The following is a 21539-nucleotide window of genomic DNA, read 5'->3' on the forward strand; positions in this document are numbered from 1 at the left end:
AGGGCGAGCCGCTCGCCGGCAAGACGCTGCTCGTGTGGGGCGAGCAGGGGCTCGGCGACGTGCTGCAGTTCTGCCGCTTCGTCGCGCCGCTCGCCGAGCGCGTGCATCGCGAGGGCGGCCGGCTCATATGGAATACGTTCCCGCAGGTGGGCACGCTGATGCAGCGCAGCCTCGGCGCGCATGCGGATGCGTTCAGCGCGGGCGGCGGCGTCGACGTGCTCCCCGCCTTCGATTACGAAATACCGCTGATCGGCCTGCCGCTGATGCTCGGCATGGAAGCGTCGACGCTCGCGTCGTCGGTGCCGTACCTGCATGCCGATCCGCTCGCGCGCGACGCGTGGCGCGCGCGGCTCGCGGGCGACAGCCGGCTGAAGGTCGGGCTCGTTTGGACGGGCAGCGCGGGGCATCAGCGCAATCCGTTCCGGCGCGTCGGGCTCGAGCGTTATGCCGACGCGTTCCGCGGGATCGACGGCGTCGCGTTTCATTCGCTGCAGCCGGGTGCGCAGGCGGATGTCGCGGCGGCGCGCGCGGCCGGCTTCGCGATCGAGGACTTCACGGCGGAACTGACGAGCTTCGACGATACGGCCGCGTTCATCGGCGCGCTGGATCTGGTGATCACCGTGTGCACGTCGGTCGCGCACCTGGCGGGCGCGCTCGGCGCGCGCACGTGGGTGCTGCTCGACGTGAATCCGCACTGGCCCTGGCTGCTCGAACGCACGGACAGTCCGTGGTACCCGACCGCGACACTGTACCGGCAGCCGGCGTTCGGCGCGTGGGAGCCGGTGATGGAGAAGGTGAGCCGCGACCTGCGGCGCCTGTCTGCGCAGCCGGTTCAGGCGGCGGAGTCGGCGGAGTCGGCGCGGCAGGGCTGAGCGGCCGGCTGGTTCGCGGTCAACGGCCGCTGCATGCGCCGGCCGCCGCCACGCGCTGCGCGGCGGCGGTGTGCCGCATCATTGCTGCGGGGCGTCGCCGTTGTTCCGGCCGTTGCGCCGGCGCAGCCCGGGGCCGAACGTGAAGCCGAACGCGAGCAGCACGAACGACACCGCGAGCACGATGTTGTTGCCGCTCGTCACGTAAGGCGTGAAGCCGCTCGTGCCTTCGATCCGCACGTCGAGCGAGCCGATAGTGAACGGCTTCAGCTGGCCGAGCACGCGGCCGCGCGCATCGATCGCGGCCGTCATCCCCGTGTTGGTCGAGCGCAGCATCGGCCGGCCCGTCTCGAGCGAGCGCATCCGTGCGATCTGCAGGTGCTGGTCGAGCGCGATCGTGTCGCCGAACCACGCGAGGTTCGTCACGTTGACGAGCACGCCCGGCGGCTGCGGGTTGTCGCGGATCGTCGCGGCGATTTCCTCGCCGAACAAGTCCTCATAGCAGATGTCGGCCATCACCGGCTGGTTGTGCACGAGGAACGGCTTCTGCACCGGCGCGCCGCGCGCGAAGTCGCCGAGCGGCATCTTCATCAGGTCGACGAACCACCGGAAGCCCCACGGGATGAATTCGCCGAAGGGCACGAGGTGGTGCTTGTCGTAGTGATAGATGTCGCGCGAATTCGGCGTCACGCCGTACAGGCTGTTCGTATAGTCGACGTAGTGGCCGTCCTCGGTCACCGATGCGCCGACCGCGCCGAACAGCACGGCCGAGCCCGTCGTGTCGCTGAACTTGCGGATCGCGACGGCGAACGGCTCGGGCAACTCCTGGATCATCACCGCGATCGCGGTTTCGGGCGTGACGATCAGGTCGGCCGGCTTCTCGACGATCATCTGCGTGTACATCTTGATCGCCGCGTCGATGCCCGCTTCCTCGAACTTGATGTCCTGCTTCACGTTGCCCTGCAGCAGCCGCACGGTGAGCGGCGCGTTCGCGGGCACGGTCCACGTGACCTGCGACAGCCCGAGACCGGCCGCGATCAGCGCGACCGCGATGCCGGCCGGCGCGGCGATGCGTACGCGCGCATTGCCGGCACGGGGTTCGGCGAGCGGCGACGGCCGGGCGGCGGCGAGCGCCTGCACGACGAGCGCGGCGAACAACGCGAGCACCCACGCGATCCCGTACACCCCGGCGACCGGCGCGAAGCCCGCGAACGGGCCGTCGACCTGCGGATAGCCGCTTGCGAGCCACGGGAAGCCGGTGAAGACGGTGCCGCGCAGCCATTCGCCGAGTGCCCATGCGCTCGCGAATGCGAATGCGCCGTGCCAGGTCGGCGAAAACGGCCTCGGGTCGGGCGTGCGGCGATGCCACGCATGGCCTGCGCAGAACGACCACAGCCCGGCGGAGAACGCCGGGTACAGCGACAGGTACAGCGAGAACAGCACGAGCGCGCCGCCCGCGAGCGGCGCGGCCATCTCGCCGTAGACGTGCATGCTGATGTAGAGCCACCAGATGCCGCTGATGAAGTTGCCGAAGCCGAACGCGCCGCCGGTGAGCGCGGCGCTGCGCCAGCTCGCGGTGCGCGTGAGCTGCGCGAAAAAACAGACGAATACGACGAGTTGCAGCCAGCCGCCATGCGGCGTCGGCGCGAAGCTGAGCGTATTGGCGGCGCCGGCGAGCAGCGCGGCCGGGTAGTGCCAGCGCGGCAGCGCGCGCCCGGGAGGCGGCGCGAGAAGGCCGCCAGCCGGGCGGGACAGGATCGGATCGTCCATGTGAAGCGAAAGTGGGCGAGCGGTTGTGGAACGCGCGGCTGGCGCGCGACGGTCAGTCCTCGTGCGAGGTTTCGGCGCGACGGCTGGCGAGCGGGTTGCGGCGCACCAGCAGCACGTGGACCTGGCGCGCATCGCCGCGCTGGATCTCGAACACGAGGTTGCCGAGCTGCAGCTTCTCGCCGCGATGCGGGACGCGGCCGAAATGATGCGTGATCAGCCCGCCGATCGTATCGACTTCGTCATCCGGGAAATCGGTGCCGAACGTCTCGTTGAACTGTTCGATCTCGGTGAGCGCACGCACGCGGTAGCGGCCGTCGGGCCCCGAGATGATGTTGCCGGCTTCCTCGTCGAAATCGTATTCGTCCTCGATGTCGCCGACGATCTGCTCGAGCACGTCCTCGATCGTGATCAGGCCCGCGACGCCGCCGTATTCGTCGACGACGATCGCGAGGTGGTTGCGGTTCACGCGGAAGTCGTGCAGCAGCACGTTCAGGCGCTTCGATTCGGGAATGAACACGGCCGGGCGCAGCATCCCGCGCACGTCGAATTCCTCTTCGGCGTAGAAACGAAGCAGATCCTTCGCGAGCAGCACGCCAATGACGTTGTCGCGGTTCTCCTCGTACACCGGGTAGCGCGAGTGCGCCTTTTCGAGGACGAACGGGATGAAATCCTCGGGCTTGTCGGCGATGTTGATCGCGTCCATCTGTGCGCGCGGCACCATGATGTCGCGCGCGCACAGGTCGGACACCTGGAACACGCCTTCGATCATCGACAGCGAATCGGCGTCGATCAGGTTGCGTTCGTGGGCGTCCTGGAGGATTTCCAGCAGCTCGCCGCGGGATTCGGGCTCGGGCGAGATGAAGTCGGTCAGGCGCTCGAGCAGCGAGCGCTTTTCTTGCGGTTTGTCGGTTGGCTTACGACTGGGATACGAATCGTTCATGGTGGTGCGCCCGGGTCATGCCGGAGCGCGCTGTCACGGAGTAGGCAAGGATACACCAAGGGCACGACGCGACCGTGTCACACCGGCCGCACGGCCAGGGTGGGCAGCGCGTACGGGCCCCCTCTCGGACGGCCGCGCCGGGCGCGGCATCGTCCTCGCGTCCATCCTATCCCAGAAAAGGGCGGCAGGGCAGCGGCGAAAAAAACGGGTGCGGAGGGGAAGCGGAGCCGTGACGCGGAAAAGCGTTCGGCCGAGGCAGTGAGCGGCGGCATTCTGCCGCACGCGGGCTTCGCCCGGCCGCGGTTCAGAACCGCATGCCGGCCGAGCAGCCGCCGGCGGCCGCGCCGTTGGTCGCGGCGCCGCCGCAGCCGAGTATTCCGCAGCCGGACAGCGCGACGCTCGCGGCGACGATCAGCGCGGCAACCCTCCAACGCGACCAGCGAGACGGTTTCATCGGTCTTGCCCTCGCAAGAATGCGGCCACGGCGCGGCAGCGCGTGGCGGCGAGCCGGGCGCCGTGCCGCCGCGTCACCGGCATCGCGCGAGCAGCCCTTCCAGCGCGCGATCGGGGATGCCGCTCGCGCGCAGCGCGTCGACCGTGCGGCTGACGTAGTCGAGCGTCGTGCCGTAGCGGCCGGCTGCGCAACTGAACACTTCCTTGACGATGGGGTCGGACAGCTTGCCCGTATAGGTCGGCGCTTCGCGGCGCATCACGAACGCGAGTGCGTTCACGCGCTCGCCGTTCTCGAGCGAACACGGCAGCCACGCGGGCCGGTACGAACCCATCGGCATCTCGCGTTTCCACAACGTTTCGAGGTGCGGCTGCGCGGTCGGGCCGGCGAGCCGGAACGCGATGCCCGAGCACGAGCCGCCGCGATCGAGCGCGAGCACGAGGCCGGGGCGTTCGGGTGTGCCGCGGTTCACGCGCGACCACAGGTAGAGCCCGCGATGATAGCCGTGCACCTTGCCGCGTATGGCTGCGACGGTCGGCAGCCCCGGGTTCCAGATCAGCGAGCCATAGCCGAACAGCCACAGATCCTGGCGGCCGTCCCAGTCGCGCATCGTGTGCGCGAGCGACGCCGCGAGTTCGTCTTCCGTCAGCAGGCGCCCGTCGCCGATCGACGGCGGGTAGGCGGGCGAGAGCGTCGCGGCGTTGCGCATCGTGCGGACGGCTTACTGGTACGGGTTCGGGAAGCCCAGCTTCGCGAGGATGTCGACTTCGAGCGCTTCCATTTCGGCTGCGTCCTCGTCGCTCGTCTCGTGGTCGTAGCCCTGCGCGTGCAGCGCGCCGTGCACCAGCAGGTGCGCGTAATGGGCGGTGAGCGGCTTGTCCTGGTCGTGCGCTTCCTTCTCGACGACCGGGCAGCACAGCACGAGGTCGCCGATCACGGTGCCGTCGGGCGCCGCGTCGTACGCGAAGGTCAACACGTTGGTCGGATAGTCCTTGTGGCGGTAGCCGGCGTTCAGCGTGCGGCCTTCTTCTTCGCCGACGAAGCGCACGGTGAGCTGCGCGCTGGCGAACAGCGCCGGTTCGAGCCATTCGGCGATCAGCTTGCGCTTGGGCAGCGTCTTGCGCACGTCGCTCGTGATCTCGTCGCCGTACTGCACGGACAGGTCGAGCTCCGGCTCGCGCAGTGCGTCTTCGGTGTCGTCCTCGCGCGGTGCGGGCTCGGCGCCCACGTGCAGCGTCACGCTGTCGTAGTGCTCGGGCTGCAGCGCGATCTTCGCGCGCATGGCCGGATCGTTGTGCTGCGCGACGATCGCGACGGCGGCTTCCCCGGAGCTGCCCGACAGGTCGAACATCAGGCTGCGGCCGTCGGGGAAGTCGATGCGCAGCCCTTGCGCGTTGACGGTCCGGGCCTTGCCTTTCGCATCGAACAGCGAAAGGCGGGGGGAGGCGGGCGCGGCGGACTGGGCGCGCCCGGACTTGCGGGAACGGGAGGATTTCATGACGCGTGCGGCGATTAGGACGCGTTGAGGATACACCAAACGGCCGATCGCACCCGAATTCACGCAGGCGAAAAAAAGCCCGGCGCGCCGTCTGGCGGGCCGGGCCGGGCTGTCAGGCCGGGGCGGCGTGCAGGTGCCGCCGGCCGGTCAGCCGTCCTGGTGCTGCGCGTGGAATTCGTCGTACGCCTCGACGATGCGCGCGACGAGCGGATGGCGCACGACGTCCGCGCTGGTGAAGCGCGTGAGCGCGATGCCGCGCACGCCGCCGAGCACCTGCTGCGCCTCGACGAGGCCGCTCTTGTGGCCGCGCGGCAGGTCGACCTGGCTCGTGTCGCCGGTCACGACCGCCTTCGAGCCGAAGCCGATCCGCGTGAGGAACATCTTCATCTGCTCGGGCGTCGTGTTCTGCGCCTCGTCGAGGATGATGAACGCGTGGTTCAGCGTGCGGCCGCGCATGTACGCGAGCGGCGCGATCTCGATCATCTGGCGTTCGAACATCTTCGCCGTCTTGTCGAAACCGAGCAGGTCGTACAGCGCGTCGTACAGCGGACGCAGGTACGGGTCGACCTTCTGCGCGAGATCGCCCGGCAGGAAGCCGAGCCGCTCGCCGGCCTCGACGGCCGGGCGCGTCAGCACGATCCGCTTGACCTGGTCGCGCTCGAGCGCGTCGACCGCGCAGGCGACCGCGAGGTAGGTCTTGCCGGTGCCGGCCGGCCCGATGCCGAACGTCACGTCGTGCGACAGGATCTGCTTCAGGTATTCGCGCTGCGCCGGCGTGCGGCCGCGCAGGTCGGCACGCCGCGTGTAGAGCTTCGGCGCGGGCTCCTCGTCCGGCTCGCTGGCGTCGAGCTGGACGACGGGGTCGTCGAACGGATGGTCGGGGTCGCCGCGGAAGCGCACGTCGATCGTGTCCTGGCGGCCGTTGCCGCCCGTGTGGCGCACTTCGACCAGCGCGAGCTGGATGTCGTCGACCGACAGCGCATCGCGCGCGCGGTTGTAGAAGTTCTCGAGCGCGGCGAGCGCGAGCTTGGCGCCGCGCCCGCGGATCGCGATCCGGTGGCCGCGTCGCGACAGCGTGACGTCGAGCGCCTGTTCGATCTGCCGCAGGTTCTCGTCGAGCGGGCCGCAGAGGTTGGCGAGGCGCGCGTTGTCGTCGCGCGGCGCGACGAATTCCAGTGCTTGGGTCGGCTTCAAAGTGGCGTCGGGCTCCAGTGGAACGTCAGTGCGTGGCCGCGCTCGCGTCGTCGCTCACGAGCACGAGCTCGCCGCGCAGCGAATGCGGGTACGCGTGGTTGATCTTCACGTCGATCATCTGGCCGATCAGGCGCGGGTGCGACGCGAGCGGCGCCGGGAAATTCACGACCCGGTTGTTCTCGGTGCGGCCCGCGAGCTCGTTCGGGTCCTTGCGCGACGGGCCCTCGACGAGGATCCGCTCGACCTTTCCGACCATCGACTGGCTGATGCGCGCGACGTTTTCCTCGATGGTCGCCTGCAGATGTTGCAGGCGTTTGAGCTTGACCTCGCGCGGCGTGTCGTCGTGCAGGTTCGCGGCCGGCGTGCCGGGGCGCGGGCTGTAGATGAACGAGAAGCTGGTGTCGTAGCTCATCTCGTGCACGAGCGCCATCATCTTGTCGAAATCCTCCTCGGTCTCGCCGGGGAAGCCGACGATCATGTCGGTCGACAGCGACAGGTCCGGGCGGATCGCGCGCAGCTTGCGGATCACCGACTTGTATTCGAGCACCGTGTAGCCGCGCTTCATCGCCATCAGGATGCGGTCGGAGCCGTGCTGCACGGGCAGGTGCAGGTGGCTCACGAGCTTCGGCACCTTCGCGTAGGTGTCGATCAGGCGCTGCGTGAATTCCTTCGGGTGCGACGTCGTGTAGCGGATCCGCTCGATGCCGGGGATGTCGGCGACGTATTCGATCAGCGTCGCGAAATCGGCGATCTCGGACGAGCCGGCCGCCAGCGCGCCCCGATAGGCATTCACGTTCTGGCCGAGCAGCGTGACTTCGCGCACGCCCTGATCGGCGAGGCCGGCCACTTCGGTCAGCACGTCGTCGAGCGGACGCGACACTTCATCGCCGCGCGTGTACGGCACCACGCAGTAGCTGCAGTACTTCGAGCAGCCTTCCATGATCGACACGAACGCGCTCGGCCCCTCGACGCGCGCCGGCGGCAGGTGGTCGAACTTCTCGATCTCGGGGAAGGTGATGTCGACCTGCGCGCGGCCGCTCTCGCGGCGCGCGTCGATCATCTGCGGCAGGCGGTGCAGGGTTTGCGGGCCGAACACGAGGTCGACGTACGGCGCACGCGACACGATCGATGCGCCTTCCTGGCTCGCGACGCAGCCGCCGACGCCGATCAGCAGGCCGGGCTTCGCTTCCTTCAGCTCGCGCACGCGGCCGAGATCGGAGAACACCTTCTCCTGCGCCTTCTCGCGCACCGAGCACGTGTTGAACAGGATGATGTCCGCGTCTTCCGGCGTGTCGGTCTTTTCGAGGCCTTCGGCCGCATTCAGCACGTCCACCATCTTGTCCGAGTCGTACTCGTTCATCTGGCAGCCGAAGGTCTTTACGTAAACTTTCTTGGTCATGGGGATTCGCCGTTCGCAGTGGTTGACCTGGGGGCGTCGTCAAGAGTGAATCGGGACGGCCGCGCGCGCTGCACGCGGATGGCGCGCAGCCGGCATGTGAAAAGCCGTCGGGAAAGCTTTCCATTATAGCTTTTCACGCTGCCCGGGACGGGCGGCGGGTTGCGGCCGCGCGACGCCGGCCGGCGCGTTCCGACCCTCGAGCCGCGATGCGCCGGCCGTCAGCGGCACGCGTTCAGCAGGTCGTCGTGCGCGGCTTCCTCGCGCGCGAAGCGTTCGGCGAGAAAGTCGAGCAGCACGCGCACGCGCGGCGCCATGTAGCGCTTGCCGGGATAGATCGCGTGCAGCGGCGCGCTCTGGTGCCGCCAGTCGGGCAGCAGGACCTTGAGCCGCCCGGCGCGGATGTCGTCGGCGACATCCCAGATCGAGTTCAGCACGATGCCGCGGCCGCGCAGCGCCCATTCGCGGGCGAGGCCGCCGTCGTTGGTCTCGAACGCGGTGGCGAGCGGCACCGTGCAGGTCTGCGTGTCGTCGCCGCGCGTGAAGCGCCACGTGTTCATCGGCCCGGACGCGACCGTGATCACGTTGCATGGAAAGCGGGCCAGATCGTGCGGATCGCGCGGCACGCCGTGGCGTTCGACGAACGACGGCGCCGCGCACGGCACGCGCCGGTCCGCGGCGAGCCGGCGGGCGATCAGCGCGCCGTCGGGCGGCGCGGCGAAGCGGATCGCGAGGTCGATCTCGTCCTGCCACAGGTTCACCGTCGAGTCGGACGCCGTCAGCGAGAACGTCACGTCCGGGTGAAGCGCGTTGAATTCGTCGAGCCAGTCGAGCAGCCGGCGGCGGCCGAAATCGGACGTCGCCGACAGCCGCACCCGGCCGGCGACCACGTTGCGGCCGGCCTGGAGCAGCGCGTTTGCGTCGTCGAGCGCCTGCAACGCCTGCCGGCAGCCGTTCAGGTACAGGCGGCCCTCGTCGGTGAGCCGCAACTGCCGGGTCGAACGGTCGAACAACCGGGTGGCGACCGCCGCCTCGAGCTTCGCGAGGCGCGCGCTCGCGGCGGCCGGCGTGAGGTTCAGCTTGCGCCCGGCGGCGGACAGGCTGCCCAGTTCGGCCGCCTCGACGAACAGCCGGATATCGCCCAGTCGGTCCATGCGATTTTCCAGAAATATTTGAAAATGGTTCAAGCGCCACGCCAATTATCAAATATCGATGTCTTCGGGACAATGCGCACATCCTGCCTTTTGTGCGGTGCGGCACCGACCGGACGCCGCGTCCGCCGTCTTTTCGGAGAACGTCATGCCCATTCCGTTACTGGCGCTTGCGATCAGCGCCTTCGCCATCGGTACCACCGAGTTCATCATCATGGGCCTGCTGCCCGAAGTGGCGCACGACCTGGCCGTGTCGCTGCCGTCGGCCGGCCTGCTGGTCACCGGCTACGCGCTCGGTGTCGCGGCCGGCGCGCCGCTGCTTGCGGTGCTGACGAGCCGCATGCCGCGTAAGGCCGCGCTGCAGCTGTTGATGGCGATCTTCATCGTCGGCAACGTGCTGTGCGCGACCGCGTCCGGCTACGCGATGCTGATGGTCGCGCGCGTCGTCACGTCGTTCGCGCACGGGTCGTTCTTCGGGATCGGCGCGGTGGTCGCCGCGTCGCTAGTGCCGGCCGACAAGCGCGCGAGCGCGATCGCGCTGATGTTCACGGGGCTCACGCTGTCGAATGTGCTCGGCGTGCCGTTCGGCACGTTCGTCGGGCAACTGCTCGGCTGGCGCGCGTCGTTCTGGATCGTCGCCGTGCTCGGCGTGCTGGCGCTCGGCGGCGTCGCCGCGCTCGTGCCGAACCGTCACGACAGCGGGCCGGTCGGCCTCGGCCACGAAGTGCGCGTGCTGAAGGAGCCGCAGGTGTGGCTCGCGCTGTTGATGACCGTGCTCGGCTTCGGCGGCGTGTTCGTCGTGTTCACGTACATCGCGCCGATTCTCGAGACCGTGTCGGGTTTCTCGCCGCGCTCGGTCGCGCTGATCCTCGTGCTGTTCGGCGCGGGGCTGACGATCGGCAACACGCTCGGCGGCAAGTTCGCCGACCGCGCGCTGATGCCGTCGCTGATCGCGATCCTCGTCGCGCTGATGGCCGTGATGGCTGTCTTCGCGAAGACGAGCCACCTGCCGGTCGCGGCCGCCGTCACCGTGTTCGTGTGGGGGATCGCCGCGTTCGCGACGGTGCCGCCGCTGCAGGCGCGCATGGTCGAGAAGGCCGCGAGCGCGCCGCATCTCGCGTCGACGCTCAACATCGGCGCGTTCAACGTCGGCAATGCGGGCGGCGCGTGGCTCGGCGGCCTTGCGCTGGAACACGGCCTCGCGCTCGATGCGCTGCCGTGGGTCGCCGTCGCGGTGACGTTCGCGGCGCTCGTCGTCACATGGTTCGCGATGCGGCTCGACACGCGGTGCGGCACCGGCGGCGCAATGAGCGAGCCCCGCGGCGCGACGCGATAGCGGCAGGAAACGGGGCGCGAGAAACGCATTCCTCCGCGATGCTGATAACGGTGTGAAGATAACTTCGTTTGCCGGTGCAAGGCCGGGTGATAGCGTTTCGATACGCGCCGTTGCTGGCGCAACCCGATTCCCCATCCCGGCTTACCCCATACGCAGGGCCGCACAGCGGCCCGGAGGCAATGCTATGTCTTCATCCCTGGCGCTCGTGCGCGACGTGTCTTCCTTCGAGTCCGGCGATGCCGCCGATGCGCGGGCGTCCGCGTCGCTCGATGTTCTCGAGCAGGTCGTCGGCGTGAACCTCGCGCGGTTGCGTGCCGAGCGGCAGTTGTCGCTCGATGCGCTCGCGCGGCTGTCCGGCGTGTCGCGCGCGATGCTCGCGCAGGTCGAGTCGGCGCGCAGCGTGCCGTCGATCAAGGTCCTCTGCAAGATCGCCGCGGCGCTGAAGGTTTCGGTCGCCGCCTTCCTGCGCCGCCATGCGGTGAACGGCTTCGAGCACCTGGCGGCCGAGCGCGCGTCGCGCGTCGTCAGCTCGAACGGCCGCTTCTCGGCGCGCGCGCTTTATCCGGAAGGCGAGCCGGCCGCGGCCGAATTCCACGAGCTGCGGATCGCGCCGCTGCACACGGAGCCCGGCGCACGCCGCGCGCCCGGCACGACGGTCAACCTCGTCGTCAGCGAGGGCACGCTGGAAGTCAGCGTGCACGACCGCCGCCAGTTGCTCGCGACCGGCGATGCGATCGTGTTCGATGCCGACCAGCCGTACAGCCTGCGCAACCCGGGCGACAGCGAGGCGCGCGCGTTTCGCGTGACGGTGAGCCCCGAGGTGCCGCCGCGCTGGCTCGTGCCCGATGCGGCACATGCCGCGCACGCGGCCGGCTGATCGCGCAGGCCGCCCGGCGCGGACCGCGTTCCCGTCGTTCGCGCGGGATCGCGGGTCGTCCGTCGGCCGTTCGGACGATGCCGTTAGACGGGGTCGTCGGTAAGGTTTTAGCTGGAGTTCACTGCGCCGCGCGCGCAGCTGTTGTATGCTTGGCCCGCCGCTGACGGGGTTGTCCCGTCCGGCAATCAGTGCGTCTTCAGGGCGGGGCGAAATTCCCCACCGGCGGTAGGCTGGCGTAAGCCGGCGAGCCCGCGAGCGCCCGCGCATCCGCGCGGGGTCAGCAGATCTGGTCGAATGCCAGAGCCGACGGTCACAGTCCGGATGAGAGAAGATGTGCAGATAGTCATGTCCGCCAGGGCCGCTTCGCCACATGTGCGAAGCGGGTTGTCGTTCTGTCTGTTTGCAATGCCCTGAAACGTTTTTCGCCCAAACCGTATTTGCGAGGAGCGTTTCACATGTCCTTGATGTCCGTTTCGTCGGCACCTGCCGACGCCTTTGCCGATCTCCCGTTGCTGGATTCCGAACCGGTGCCGCCGCGTATCGCCGCCGCGCTCGATGCGATGCGCGCAGGCCGTGCGGTCGTGCTGCAGGACGACCACGACCGCGAGAACGAAGCCGACCTGATCGTTGCCGCCGAGCGCATCACGCCCGAGACGATGGCGCTGCTGATCCGCGAGTGCAGCGGCATCGTATGCCTGTGCCTGACCGACGACACGGTGCGCGCGCTCGAGCTGCCGCCGATGGTGCAGACCAACGAGAGCCGCAACGGCACCGCGTTCACCGTCTCGATCGAGGCACGCGAAGGCGTGCATACGGGCGTATCGGCGGCCGATCGCGTGACGACGATCCGCGCGGCGATCGCCGAAGGGGCGAAGCCGCACGACATCGTGCGCCCCGGCCACGTGTTTCCGTTGCGTGCGCAGCCGGGCGGCGTGCTGGCACGCCGCGGTCACACCGAAGGCACGGTCGACCTGTCGATCCTCGCGGGCCTGAAGCCGGCCGGCGTGCTGTGCGAGCTGATGAATCCCGACGGCACGATGACGCGCGGCGACGATGTCGAGCGTTTCGCGCAGCGGCACGGGCTGCCGATGCTGACGATCGCGGAACTCGTCGAGTTCCGCGAGGCGCTGGCCGCCGCGCGCGAGCGCTGCTGCGAACCGGCCTGAGTGAAGGGAAGGGGAAAGCGGGCGCGTTCATGCGCCCGTGGCACGGCGTGCGTGAAGCGGCGCACGCCGGACAGGCCCGGTCAGCCTGACCGGGCCTGAACGACCGTCAGGACTGTACGTCCCCGAATTCGCCGCGCATGCCGGCTTCGACGAACGCCGGCAGCTCGTCCATCCTGCGCATGATCCGCGTGATGCCCATCGCGCGCAGCGCGTCCGCGTAGTTGTCGGGGATGTGGCTCGCGCCGACGAACGCGATCGTCTTCATGCCCGCCGCACGCGCGGCATTCAGCCCGGACACGCTGTCTTCGACGACGATGCAGCGCGCCGGCGCGACGCCGAGCGTTTGCGCCGCATGCAGGTAGACGTCGGGGTAGGGCTTCGGCCGCGGCACCTGCTCGGAGCTGAACACGCGATCGCCGAAGATCTCGGTGAGCGATGCGCGCTTCAGCGAGCTGCGCACGCGCGCGAGCCGGCTGTTCGACACGACGGCCGCCGGCAGGCTCACCTGCAGCAGCGCGTCGCGCACGCCGGTGATCGGCGCGAGCGATTGCGCCAGCGCGCTCTCGATGTTGTGCTCGATCGTTTCGATGAAGTTGGCGGGCATCTCGATCCCGAAGCGGGATTCGATCCCGGTCAGGAAGCGCGACGTCTGCTGGCCGAACGCCGACTTCGCGGCGGCTTCGAAATCGATGTTCGGGAACGTGGAGGACAGCGTTTCGAGCAGCACGCGGTCGGCGATGACTTCGCTGTCGACGAGCACGCCGTCGCAGTCGCAGATGAGGTGATCGAGCATGGTGGTGAAGAAGCGGAATGTCGGCGACGCAGATCAATTCGCCATCATACGTGCTTTCACGCGCGTGCCGCGCGACGCATCGGCAAGTTTTCCCGATGCCGTGCGCGGATTCGGCCGTGCGGCGGGATTCGTCGAGGAAATGCGCGTGGCGGGCATGCTGGTCGAACGCGGGAGCGACGTGAACCCGGCGGCCGTGGCGGATGCGGGCGTGAGGCGGAATTCGCCGGTGTCGGCCGGGGGCGACCAGTAGCGTGAACGTGGCGGGGGAGACGCGAAGAAAGGAGCATGAAGCGCGCGGCGGTGTCGGCCGCGCGCTTCGGTCAGGCCGCGATCAGGCCATCGCGTGCAGGTGCAGGTACAGGCCGGCCGCCGCGGCGCCGCCCAGCAGCGGGCCGACGACGGGCACCCATGCATAGCGCCAGTCGCTGTCGCGCTTGCCGGGGATCGGCAACAGCGCGTGCATGATGCGCGGCGACAGGTCGCGCGCGGGGCTCATCGCATAGCCGGTCGGGCCGCCGAGCGAAATGCCGATGCCGAGCACGAGCAGGCCGACGGGCAGCGCGTCGAGCGCGCCGAGGCCGACCTGCGGCGACGCGAGGTACAGCACGCCGAGGATCAGCACGAACGTGCAGATCGCTTCGGTCAGCACGTTGTGCGTGACGCTGCGGATCGCGGGCGCCGTGCAGAACACCGCGAGCTTCAGGTCCGCATCGGCTTCCTTCGCGAAGTGCTGGCGATACGCGAGCCACACGAGCAGGGCGCCCGCCATCCCGCCGAGCATCTGCGCGAGGATGTAGCCGCCGACTTTCGACCACGCGAACTTGCCCGCGAGCGCGAGACTGATGGTGACGATCGGGTTCAGGTGCGCGCCGCTGAACGACGCGGTCACGTAGACGGCGACGAATACGGCCATCGCCCAGCCCATCACGATCACGATCAGGTCCGCGCCTTTGCCCTTGGTCTTTGCAAGCAGCACGTTTGCGACCGCGCCGTTGCCGAGCAGCACGAGGATCGCTGTGCCGATGAACTCTGCAATATAAGGTGACATGGTTGTCTCTCGTATGTCATCGCGGACTCGCGCGCGAGCGCGGTCCGCCGGTGTTGTTGTATTTCGTCCGGATGGCTGACGATTACTGGGTATCGTCGGCCCACGCCTTCGCGGCGCGTACCGCGCGCTGCCAGCCGGCCATGCAGCCTTCGACCTGCTCCTTCGGCATCGACGGCGAGAAGCGGCGATCGAGCTGCCACTGGCTGCGCACTTCGTCGAGGTTCTTCCAGTAGCCGATCGCGAGGCCCGCGAGGTAGGCCGCGCCGAGCGCGGTCGTCTCGGTGATCTGCGGACGCACCGCGTCGACGCCGAGCAGGTCGGCCTGGAACTGCATCAGCAGGTCGTTCGCGCTCGCGCCGCCGTCGACGCGCAGCTCGCCGATGCTGATGCCCGAATCGGCTTCCATCGCGGCCAGCACGTCGAGCGACTGGTACGCGATCGAATCGAGCGCCGCCCGTGCGAGGTGCGCGGAGGTCGTGCCGCGCGTGACGCCGAACACCGAGCCGCGCGCCCGTGCGTTCCAGTGCGGCGCGCCGAGGCCGGCGAACGCGGGCACCAGGTAGACGCCGTCGGTGTGCGGCACGCTCGCGGCGAGCGCCTCGATTTCGGCGGCCGACTTGATGATGCCGACGCCGTCGCGCAGCCACTGCACCACCGCGCCCGCGATGAAGATGCTGCCTTCCAGCGCGTACTGCACGTTGTCGCCGATCTGCCAGGCGATCGTCGTGACGAGGTTGTTCTTCGATTCGATCGGCTTGTCGCCGGTGTTCATCATCAGGAAGCAGCCGGTGCCGTAGGTGTTCTTCACCATGCCGGACTGCGTGCACATCTGGCCGAACAGCGCCGCCTGCTGGTCGCCCGCGATGCCCGCGAGCGGGATCTTCGACGCGAACACGGTGGTCTTCGTGTGACCGTAGATTTCCGACGATGCCTTCACGTCCGGCAGCATGCTGCGCGGGATGTCGAGCAGCTCGAGCAGTTCGCTGTCCCACTCGCGCGTGTGGATGTTGAACAGCATCGTGCGCGACGCGTTCGTCACGTCGGTCACATGCAGTTCATGCTTCGTGAAGTTCCATACGAGCCAGCTGTCGACGGTACCGAATGCGAGCTTGCCCTGCCTGGCCTTCTCGCGTGCGCCCGGCACGTTGTCGAGGATCCAGCGGATCTTGGTCCCGGAGAAGTACGAGTCGATCGGCAGGCCGGTCTTCGCGCGCACCTTCGCCTCGAGGCCCTGTGCTTTCAGCGAATCGCAGAAGTCGGCCGTGCGGCGATCCTGCCAGACGATCGCGTTGTAGACGGGCTGGCCGGTCTCGCGATCCCAGACGATCGTGGTTTCGCGCTGATTGGTGATGCCGATCGCGGCGATCGACGTGCCGTTCAGGCCCGTGCGCGTGACGGCTTCGGCGGCGACGCCGGCTTGCGTCGACCAGATTTCCTGCGGGTCGTGCTCGACCCAGCCGGGTTGCGGGTAGATCTGCTCGAATTCCTTCTGGGCGATCGATACGATATTGCCCTGGCGATCGAACAGCATCGCGCGGGAACTCGTGGTGCCCTGGTCAAGCGCGAGGATGTACTGATCCTGCATGTCTCTCATCTCCATCCGTGGATTTGGCTTAGTTGTGATGCGCGCCGCATGTGGGGCGGCGCGTCGGTGAGTCAACGTCGGTACGGCAACTGCTACTGCATTCGGGTCAGGCCTGCGGCGCGTGCGCGGCGGCGAACCACGCGTCGACCGCGGCCGTCACCGCGTCGAGCGTGCCCGGCGCGACGTGCAGGCCGAGCTTCGAGCGGCGCCACAGCACGTCCTGCGCGCAGGTCGCCCATTCGGTGTCGCGCAGGTAGCGCAGCTCGGCGTCGTGGATGCCCGGGGCGATTTCGGTGCCGAGATCGGCGAGCGACTTCGCGCCGTCGATCACGCGCTCCGCGCGCGTGCCGTATGCACGTGCGTAGCGGCGCGCGAGCGCGGCGGGCAGCCACGGGTGGCGTTTCGCGAACGCGGCGGCGAACACGTCGAACTTCGCGTTCGCGATGTCGCCGCCCGGCAGCGCGACGCCGGCCGTCCAGGTCTTCGCGTCGCGGCCGAGCGCGCGGCTCAGCATGTCGCCGGCTTCTTCCGCGAGCTTGCGGAACGTCGTGATCTTGCCGCCGAACACCGACAGCAGCGGCGCACCCGCGCCTTCGTCCATTTCGAGGCGGTAGTCGCGCGTGACAGCCGATGCGTTCGCGGCGTTCTCGTCTTCCAGCAGCGGGCGCACGCCCGAGTAGGTCCAGTGCACGTCGGCCGGCGAGATCTTGCGCTTGAAGTAGCGGTTGATCGAATCGCACAGGTACTGCGTCTCGTCGCGATCGATCGCGACCTTCGCGGGATCGCTCGTGTATTCGACGTCGGTCGTGCCGATCAGCGTGAAATCGTGTTCGTACGGAATCGCGAAGATGATCCGCTTGTCCGGGTTCTGGAAGATGTACGCGTGATCGTGATCGAACAGGCGGCGCGTGACGATGTGGCTGCCCTTCACGAGCCGCACGCTGTGATGCGCGCCGCGGCCGAGCGCGCCGTGCAGCAGTTCGCCGACCCACGGGCCGGCCGCGTTCGCGATCGCGCGCGCATGCACGACGCGGATCGAACCGTCGGTGTTCTGCAGCCGCGCTTCCCATTCGTCGCCGCGACGTTCGGCGGATACCAGCTTCGTGCGCGTCAGGATCTCGGCGCCGCGCTCCTTCGCGTCCAGCGCGTTCAGCACGACGAGGCGCGCGTCGTCGACCCAGCCGTCCGAATAGACGAAACCGCGCTTGATCGAATCGATCAGCGGCGCGCCGGCCGCATGGCGGCGCATGTCGATGCCGCGCGAGCCGGGCAGCAGTTCGCGTTTTGCGAGGTGATCGTAGAGGAACAGGCCGAGACGGATCAGCCAGGCCGGACGCAGGTTCGGCATGTGCGGCATCACGAAACGCAGCGGCCCCATGATGTGCGGCGCCGCGCGCAGCAGCGTCTCGCGCTCCTGCAGCGCCTTGCGCACGAGCCCGAACTCGTTGTACTCGAGGTAGCGCAGGCCGCCGTGAATCAGCTTCGTGCTGCACGACGACGTGTGCGACGCGAGATCGTCCTGCTCGCAGAGCAGGACCGACAGGCCGCGGCCGGCCGCATCGCGCGCGATGCCCGCGCCGTTAATGCCGCCGCCGACGACGAGCAGATCGTAGCGATTCGGTTGGGTCACCTGCTGTCCTTATCGTCTGAGGGAAATGGTTGAACAGAAAATGTTCGAATTCGAAATTTAACGAACGAAATCGAAAAAGTAAAGTTCGATAAAGCGGGGCCAGTAGCGCGCCGTGCGATCCCGGACGATACTGGCGGAATCGACCGTTTCGCGAGGTGAATCATGCGTATTGGGATGTGGGCCGGCGTGTGCGCCGTCCTTCTGGCGGGGTGCAGTGCCGGTATGCCGCCGCTCGTCGGCAACTGGCGCACGCCGTCGTTCGTCGACCTGCAGACGTCGTGCGGCGGCGCGGCGCGCGACTGGGGCGCGGACGCGCAGCCGGTCTATTCGACGCTGTACGACGCGTACGTGGCGAAACGGTATCGCGGGCTGACCGAAGCGAACTATTGTGCGTTCGTAAACGAACTTTCGACGCACTACGCGGCGCCCGACGCGGCGGCGCGCGCCGGCTGGATCGCGTATTTCAACGGCGCGCGCGCGCAGGCCATCAGCTGGCGGGCGGCGGTCGATCCGACGCTGCGCGGCGGCTGACGCAGCTGAGGGCGACGAGGCGGGGAAGCGAGGAAGCAGGAACGGCCGCGCGGCCCGGAATTCGGGCCGCGCGGTCAGGTCGGCAACGGTGTGGTTTTACGAATAGCGGTATTTGATGGATCGCAGCGCGGCGTCGCCGGTTTCGGTCACGCAGTATTTGCGCCCCGATCCGAGCCCTTCCAGGCGGACGAGCTGCTGTTCGAGCAGTGCGTCGATTTCGTCCCGATCCATCGAGGTTTGATCGGGAGCGTCCTTCACAAGCAATAGCGTGGCGAATTCATGCGGACTCAGCATCGTTCTCTCCATGGCGACCAGTCAGCCCGCGCGGCCGGCGCACCTGCCGACGCGCGATACCCAGCGGGGTATGGTTTGGGGGGAAAAGCTGCATTCGCCGGCCATGCCATTCGTCCGCGCCCTGGCACAGGCGGAACGGTCGGACGGGCCGGGGAACTGGAGTCTAGTCGAGCATGCGGGCAACCACAAATCGTGCCCCGTTAATTTTCCGTTTGACAGCCGGGCCCCGCGCAAGCGGTTTGCTCGCAGCGGCAACTTCTTGATTTCACTTGAAGTTTCAGGTGCGGTGCAGCATCGCGGCCGTCACTCCGCGACGTACACCTGCGTGCCGGCGGTCGCCACCGCGTCGGCCATCTCCGGCGGCAGCGGCTTGTCGGTGAAGAGCGCATGCACCTGGCTCAGGTGGCCCTGGCGCACCAGCGCCGGGCGGCCGACCTTCGAATGGTCGGCGACGAGGTAGACCGTGCGCGCATGCTGCATGATCGCCTCGGCCACACGCACCTCGCGCGTGTCGAAGTCGCGCAGCGTGCCGTCGGCCTCGATCGCCGACGTGCCGATGATCGCGTAGTCGACCTTGAACTGGCGGATGAAGTCGATCGCGAGCTCGCCGACGATCCCCTTGTCCCACGGCCGCACGATGCCGCCCGTGATCAGCACCTCGCAGTCGGGGTAGCCGCTCATCATCGACGCGACGTTCAGGTTGTTCGTGATCACGTGCAGCCCGTGGTGGCGGTTCAGCGCGCGTGCGACTTCCTCGGTGGTCGTGCCGAGGTTGATGAACAGCGACGCCTGGTCGGGAATGTGCGACGCCGCGAGCGCCGCGATGCGCCGCTTCTCGTCATGGAACATCCGCTGGCGCGCCGTGTACGACACGTTCTCCGAGCTGGTCGGCAGGCTCGCGCCGCCGTGATAGCGGCGCAGCAGGTTCAGGTCGGCGAGCCAGTTCACGTCGCGGCGGATCGTCTGCGGCGTCACCGCGAAGTGCGCGGCGAGATCGTCGACGGTCACGAAGCCGTCGCGCTGCACCCATTCGAGCAGTTCCTGCTGGCGCGCGTTGAGGGTGAGGCGGGGATCTCGGGTCATGGCTCGGTGGTCGTGTCGTGAGACGGAGCGGGTATTGTAAGGGCGGCAACGCCGTTAGGCCGGTATGGCCGGCAGGGGCGCCTGCAATTCATGCGGAAATTGCATTGATTCATGTGACAAATGAATTTGTGCGATTGCGCTGATCGCGCTGCAATGGCGGACTGCCCGCGCGCGCGGGTGCGCGCCCGGCGCTTCATTCAGCTTTCGACGAGGTGGAACCGATGACTGGCTTCAACTGGCACAACCCGTATCCGACGACCCGCATTCCGGTGTTCGCGCGCAACGTCGTGTCGACGTCGCACCCGCTCGCCGCGCAGGCCGGGCTCCGGATGCTGTGGAAGGGCGGCAACGCGGTCGACGCGGCGCTGGCCGCCGCGGCTGCGATCACGGTCGTCGAGCCCGTGTCGTGCGGGCTCGGCGGCGACGCGTTCGCGCTCGTGTGGGACGGCGAGCGGCTGTCCGGGCTGAACGCGTCGGGCGTCGCGCCGGCTGCGTGGAACGTCGACTATTTCCGCCAGCGCCACGGCGAGGCGGCGAACGGCATCGCGAACAAGCCGACGCGCGGCTGGGACACCGTCACCGTACCGGGCGTGATCGCGGGCTGGGAAGCGCTGCATGCGAAGTTCGGTTCGCTGCCGTTCGCGGACCTGCTCGAACCGGCGATCGAGATCGCGGAGCGCGGTTATGCGGTGCCGCCGATCGTCGCGCACAAGTGGGCGGCCGCCGTGCCCGAGCTGCAGGGGCTGCCGGGCTTCGCGGAGACCTTCATGCCGCGCGGCCGCGCGCCGCTCGTCGGCGAGCGCGTGTGCCTGCCCGGTCATGCGCAGACGCTGCGCACGCTCGCGAAGGAGGGGGCCCGCGCGTTCTACGAGGGCGCGCTCGCCGAGCGTATCGCCGCGTTCTCGCGCGAAGGCGGTGGCGCGCTGACCGCGGCCGACCTGCGAGCGTACCGGCCGGAATGGGTCGAGCCGATCGGCAAGCGCTTCGGCCGTCACACGATCCACGAGATCCCGCCGAACGGGCAGGGCATCGCCGCGCTGATCGCGCTCGGGATCGCCGAGCACGCGGGCGTGACGGAATGGCCGGTCGATTCGGTCGACTCGCAGCATCTGCAGATCGAGGCGATGAAGCTCGCGTTCGCGGATGTCTATCGCTACGTTGCCGATCCGCGCGCGATGGAGGTCACGCCCGAACAGATGCTCGACGACGCGTATCTCGCCGAACGCGCGAAGCTGATCGATCCCGCGCGCGCGACGCACTTCGGCGCCGGCCGGCCGCATTCGGGCGGCACGATCTACCTGTCGGCGGCCGACGAGCGCGGGATGATGGTGAGCTTCATCCAGTCGAACTACATGGGCTTCGGTTCGGGGCTCGTCGTGCCCGGCACCGGCATCGCGCTGCAGAATCGCGGGCACGGCTTCTCGATGGACCCGGCGTCGCCGAACGTCGTCGCGGGCGGCAAGCGGCCGTTCCACACGATCATCCCGGCGTTCGTCACCGAGGAGGCCGACGGCCGCACGCAAGCCGTGATGAGCTTCGGCGTGATGGGCGGCGACATGCAGCCGCAGGGGCACCTGCAGACCGTCGTGCGGATGCTCGGCTACGGGCAGCAACCGCAGGCCGCCTGCGATGCGCCGCGCTGGAAGGTCAACCGCGACTTCACGCTCGACGTCGAGGCCACGATGAATCGCGCGACCGTCGATGCGCTGGCCGCGCGCGGCCATACGATCAAGTCGATCGACGATCCTTACATGGATTTCGGTTCCGGGCAGTTCATCTGGCGTCTCGACCGCGACGATCGCGAGCGCGGCTACGTGGCCGCGAGCGACAGCCGGCGCGACGGCCTGGCGGCAGGTTTCTGACGGATTGCCGCCGGCTTTCACCGGCATTTCCAGCGCTTCACGGGCGGCCGGACGGCCGCCCGTTT

General features: G+C 68.5%; 20 protein-coding genes, 1 pseudogene and 1 riboswitch. Of the genes and pseudogenes, 7 read left to right on the forward strand and 14 right to left on the reverse strand.

Translation table 11 applies throughout. The features are described 5' to 3' along the window. Positions 1-872, forward strand: a pseudogene (locus ABY44_RS12970) (hypothetical protein); the annotation flags it as partial. Positions 873-950: 78 nt separating this feature from the next. Here the strand turns inward: ABY44_RS12970 and lnt are convergent. The 8 genes from lnt to ABY44_RS13010 form a co-directional block, all read right to left on the reverse strand. Then, positions 951-2639 (reverse strand): apolipoprotein N-acyltransferase, encoded by a 1689-nt coding sequence (gene lnt / locus ABY44_RS12975; protein ID WP_060174893.1) that lies wholly within the window; start codon positions 2637-2639, stop codon positions 951-953. 52 nt (positions 2640-2691) lie between these two features. Further along, positions 2692-3579, reverse strand: coding sequence for an HlyC/CorC family transporter (locus tag ABY44_RS12980; RefSeq protein ID WP_021160150.1), 888 nt, complete (start codon positions 3577-3579; stop codon positions 2692-2694). 304 nt (positions 3580-3883) lie between these two features. Then, a complete protein-coding gene (locus tag ABY44_RS12985; protein ID WP_166742007.1) occupies positions 3884-4033 on the reverse strand; it encodes a hypothetical protein in 150 nt (49 codons plus the stop codon). 73 nt (positions 4034-4106) lie between these two features. After that, the gene (locus ABY44_RS12990) at positions 4107-4739 is read right to left on the reverse strand and encodes a gamma-glutamylcyclotransferase (protein WP_119338110.1); all 633 of its coding nucleotides are present in this window, start codon (positions 4737-4739) and stop codon (positions 4107-4109) included. 12 nt (positions 4740-4751) lie between these two features. Then, on the reverse strand, positions 4752-5528 hold the full coding sequence (ybeY, locus tag ABY44_RS12995; protein ID WP_048025976.1) for an rRNA maturation RNase YbeY: 777 nt from the start codon (positions 5526-5528) through the stop codon (positions 4752-4754). A 147-nt stretch (positions 5529-5675) separates the two neighbouring features. Continuing rightward, positions 5676-6722 carry a PhoH family protein gene (locus ABY44_RS13000; protein WP_059699926.1) on the reverse strand — a complete coding sequence of 349 codons (1047 nt, stop codon included), beginning with the start codon at positions 6720-6722 and terminating at the stop codon, positions 5676-5678. Positions 6723-6747: 25 nt separating this feature from the next. After that, positions 6748-8121: a tRNA (N6-isopentenyl adenosine(37)-C2)-methylthiotransferase MiaB gene (miaB, locus tag ABY44_RS13005; RefSeq protein WP_027789180.1), complete on the reverse strand. Its 1374-nt coding sequence runs from the start codon at positions 8119-8121 to the stop codon at positions 6748-6750. 218 nt (positions 8122-8339) lie between these two features. Then, a complete protein-coding gene (locus ABY44_RS13010; protein ID WP_027789181.1) occupies positions 8340-9272 on the reverse strand; it encodes a LysR family transcriptional regulator in 933 nt (310 codons plus the stop codon). Positions 9273-9417: 145 nt separating this feature from the next. Between ABY44_RS13010 and ABY44_RS13015 the strand changes: the two genes are divergently transcribed. From ABY44_RS13015 to ribB, 3 genes are all read left to right on the forward strand, one after another. After that, positions 9418-10605, forward strand: coding sequence for an MFS transporter (locus tag ABY44_RS13015; RefSeq protein WP_060174895.1), 1188 nt, complete (start codon positions 9418-9420; stop codon positions 10603-10605). A 184-nt stretch (positions 10606-10789) separates the two neighbouring features. Continuing rightward, positions 10790-11482 carry a helix-turn-helix domain-containing protein gene (locus tag ABY44_RS13020; RefSeq protein WP_060174896.1) on the forward strand — a complete coding sequence of 231 codons (693 nt, stop codon included), beginning with the start codon at positions 10790-10792 and terminating at the stop codon, positions 11480-11482. A gap of 188 nt (positions 11483-11670) precedes the next feature. Further along, positions 11671-11819: riboswitch (FMN riboswitch) on the forward strand. Positions 11820-11937: 118 nt separating this feature from the next. After that, positions 11938-12648 (forward strand): 3,4-dihydroxy-2-butanone-4-phosphate synthase, encoded by a 711-nt coding sequence (ribB, locus tag ABY44_RS13025; protein WP_027789183.1) that lies wholly within the window; start codon positions 11938-11940, stop codon positions 12646-12648. 106 nt (positions 12649-12754) lie between these two features. Here ribB and ABY44_RS13030 read toward each other — a convergent pair whose 3' ends face one another. Further along, on the reverse strand, positions 12755-13441 hold the full coding sequence (locus ABY44_RS13030; RefSeq protein WP_060174897.1) for an HAD family hydrolase: 687 nt from the start codon (positions 13439-13441) through the stop codon (positions 12755-12757). A gap of 4 nt (positions 13442-13445) precedes the next feature. On the opposite strand from ABY44_RS13030, the gene ABY44_RS13035 reads away from it, so the two are divergent. Beyond that, entirely contained in the window at positions 13446-13691 is a 246-nt protein-coding gene (locus tag ABY44_RS13035; RefSeq protein WP_431641272.1) for a hypothetical protein, read from the forward strand. A gap of 81 nt (positions 13692-13772) precedes the next feature. On the opposite strand, the gene ABY44_RS13040 is transcribed toward ABY44_RS13035, so the two are convergent. From ABY44_RS13040 to glpD, 3 genes are all read right to left on the reverse strand, one after another. Further along, positions 13773-14489: an MIP/aquaporin family protein gene (locus ABY44_RS13040; RefSeq protein ID WP_021160162.1), complete on the reverse strand. Its 717-nt coding sequence runs from the start codon at positions 14487-14489 to the stop codon at positions 13773-13775. A gap of 82 nt (positions 14490-14571) precedes the next feature. Further along, positions 14572-16074 (reverse strand): glycerol kinase GlpK, encoded by a 1503-nt coding sequence (gene glpK, locus ABY44_RS13045; protein ID WP_060174899.1) that lies wholly within the window; start codon positions 16072-16074, stop codon positions 14572-14574. A 106-nt stretch (positions 16075-16180) separates the two neighbouring features. After that, the gene (glpD, locus tag ABY44_RS13050; protein ID WP_060174900.1) at positions 16181-17704 is read right to left on the reverse strand and encodes a glycerol-3-phosphate dehydrogenase; all 1524 of its coding nucleotides are present in this window, start codon (positions 17702-17704) and stop codon (positions 16181-16183) included. 162 nt (positions 17705-17866) lie between these two features. Between glpD and ABY44_RS13055 the strand changes: the two genes are divergently transcribed. Beyond that, entirely contained in the window at positions 17867-18235 is a 369-nt protein-coding gene (locus ABY44_RS13055; protein WP_027789188.1) for a hypothetical protein, read from the forward strand. Between the two features lie 96 nt (positions 18236-18331). Here the strand turns inward: ABY44_RS13055 and ABY44_RS13060 are convergent, their stop codons facing one another. After that, complete coding sequence (locus ABY44_RS13060) at positions 18332-18529, reverse strand: hypothetical protein (RefSeq protein WP_021160166.1); 198 nt, start codon at positions 18527-18529, stop codon at positions 18332-18334. A 303-nt stretch (positions 18530-18832) separates the two neighbouring features. Then, positions 18833-19612: a DeoR/GlpR family DNA-binding transcription regulator gene (locus ABY44_RS13065; protein ID WP_027789189.1), complete on the reverse strand. Its 780-nt coding sequence runs from the start codon at positions 19610-19612 to the stop codon at positions 18833-18835. A 221-nt stretch (positions 19613-19833) separates the two neighbouring features. Here ABY44_RS13065 and ABY44_RS13070 point away from each other — a divergent pair, with 221 nt between their 5' ends. Continuing rightward, positions 19834-21474, forward strand: a complete 1641-nt coding sequence (locus tag ABY44_RS13070; RefSeq protein WP_060174901.1) for a gamma-glutamyltransferase family protein — start codon at positions 19834-19836, stop codon at positions 21472-21474. Positions 21475-21539 lie beyond the last annotated feature (65 nt).

It is taken from the genome of Burkholderia sp. ZZQ-2, assembly GCF_050768715.1.
Taxonomy (GTDB): Bacteria; Pseudomonadota; Gammaproteobacteria; order Burkholderiales; family Burkholderiaceae; genus Burkholderia; species Burkholderia cepacia.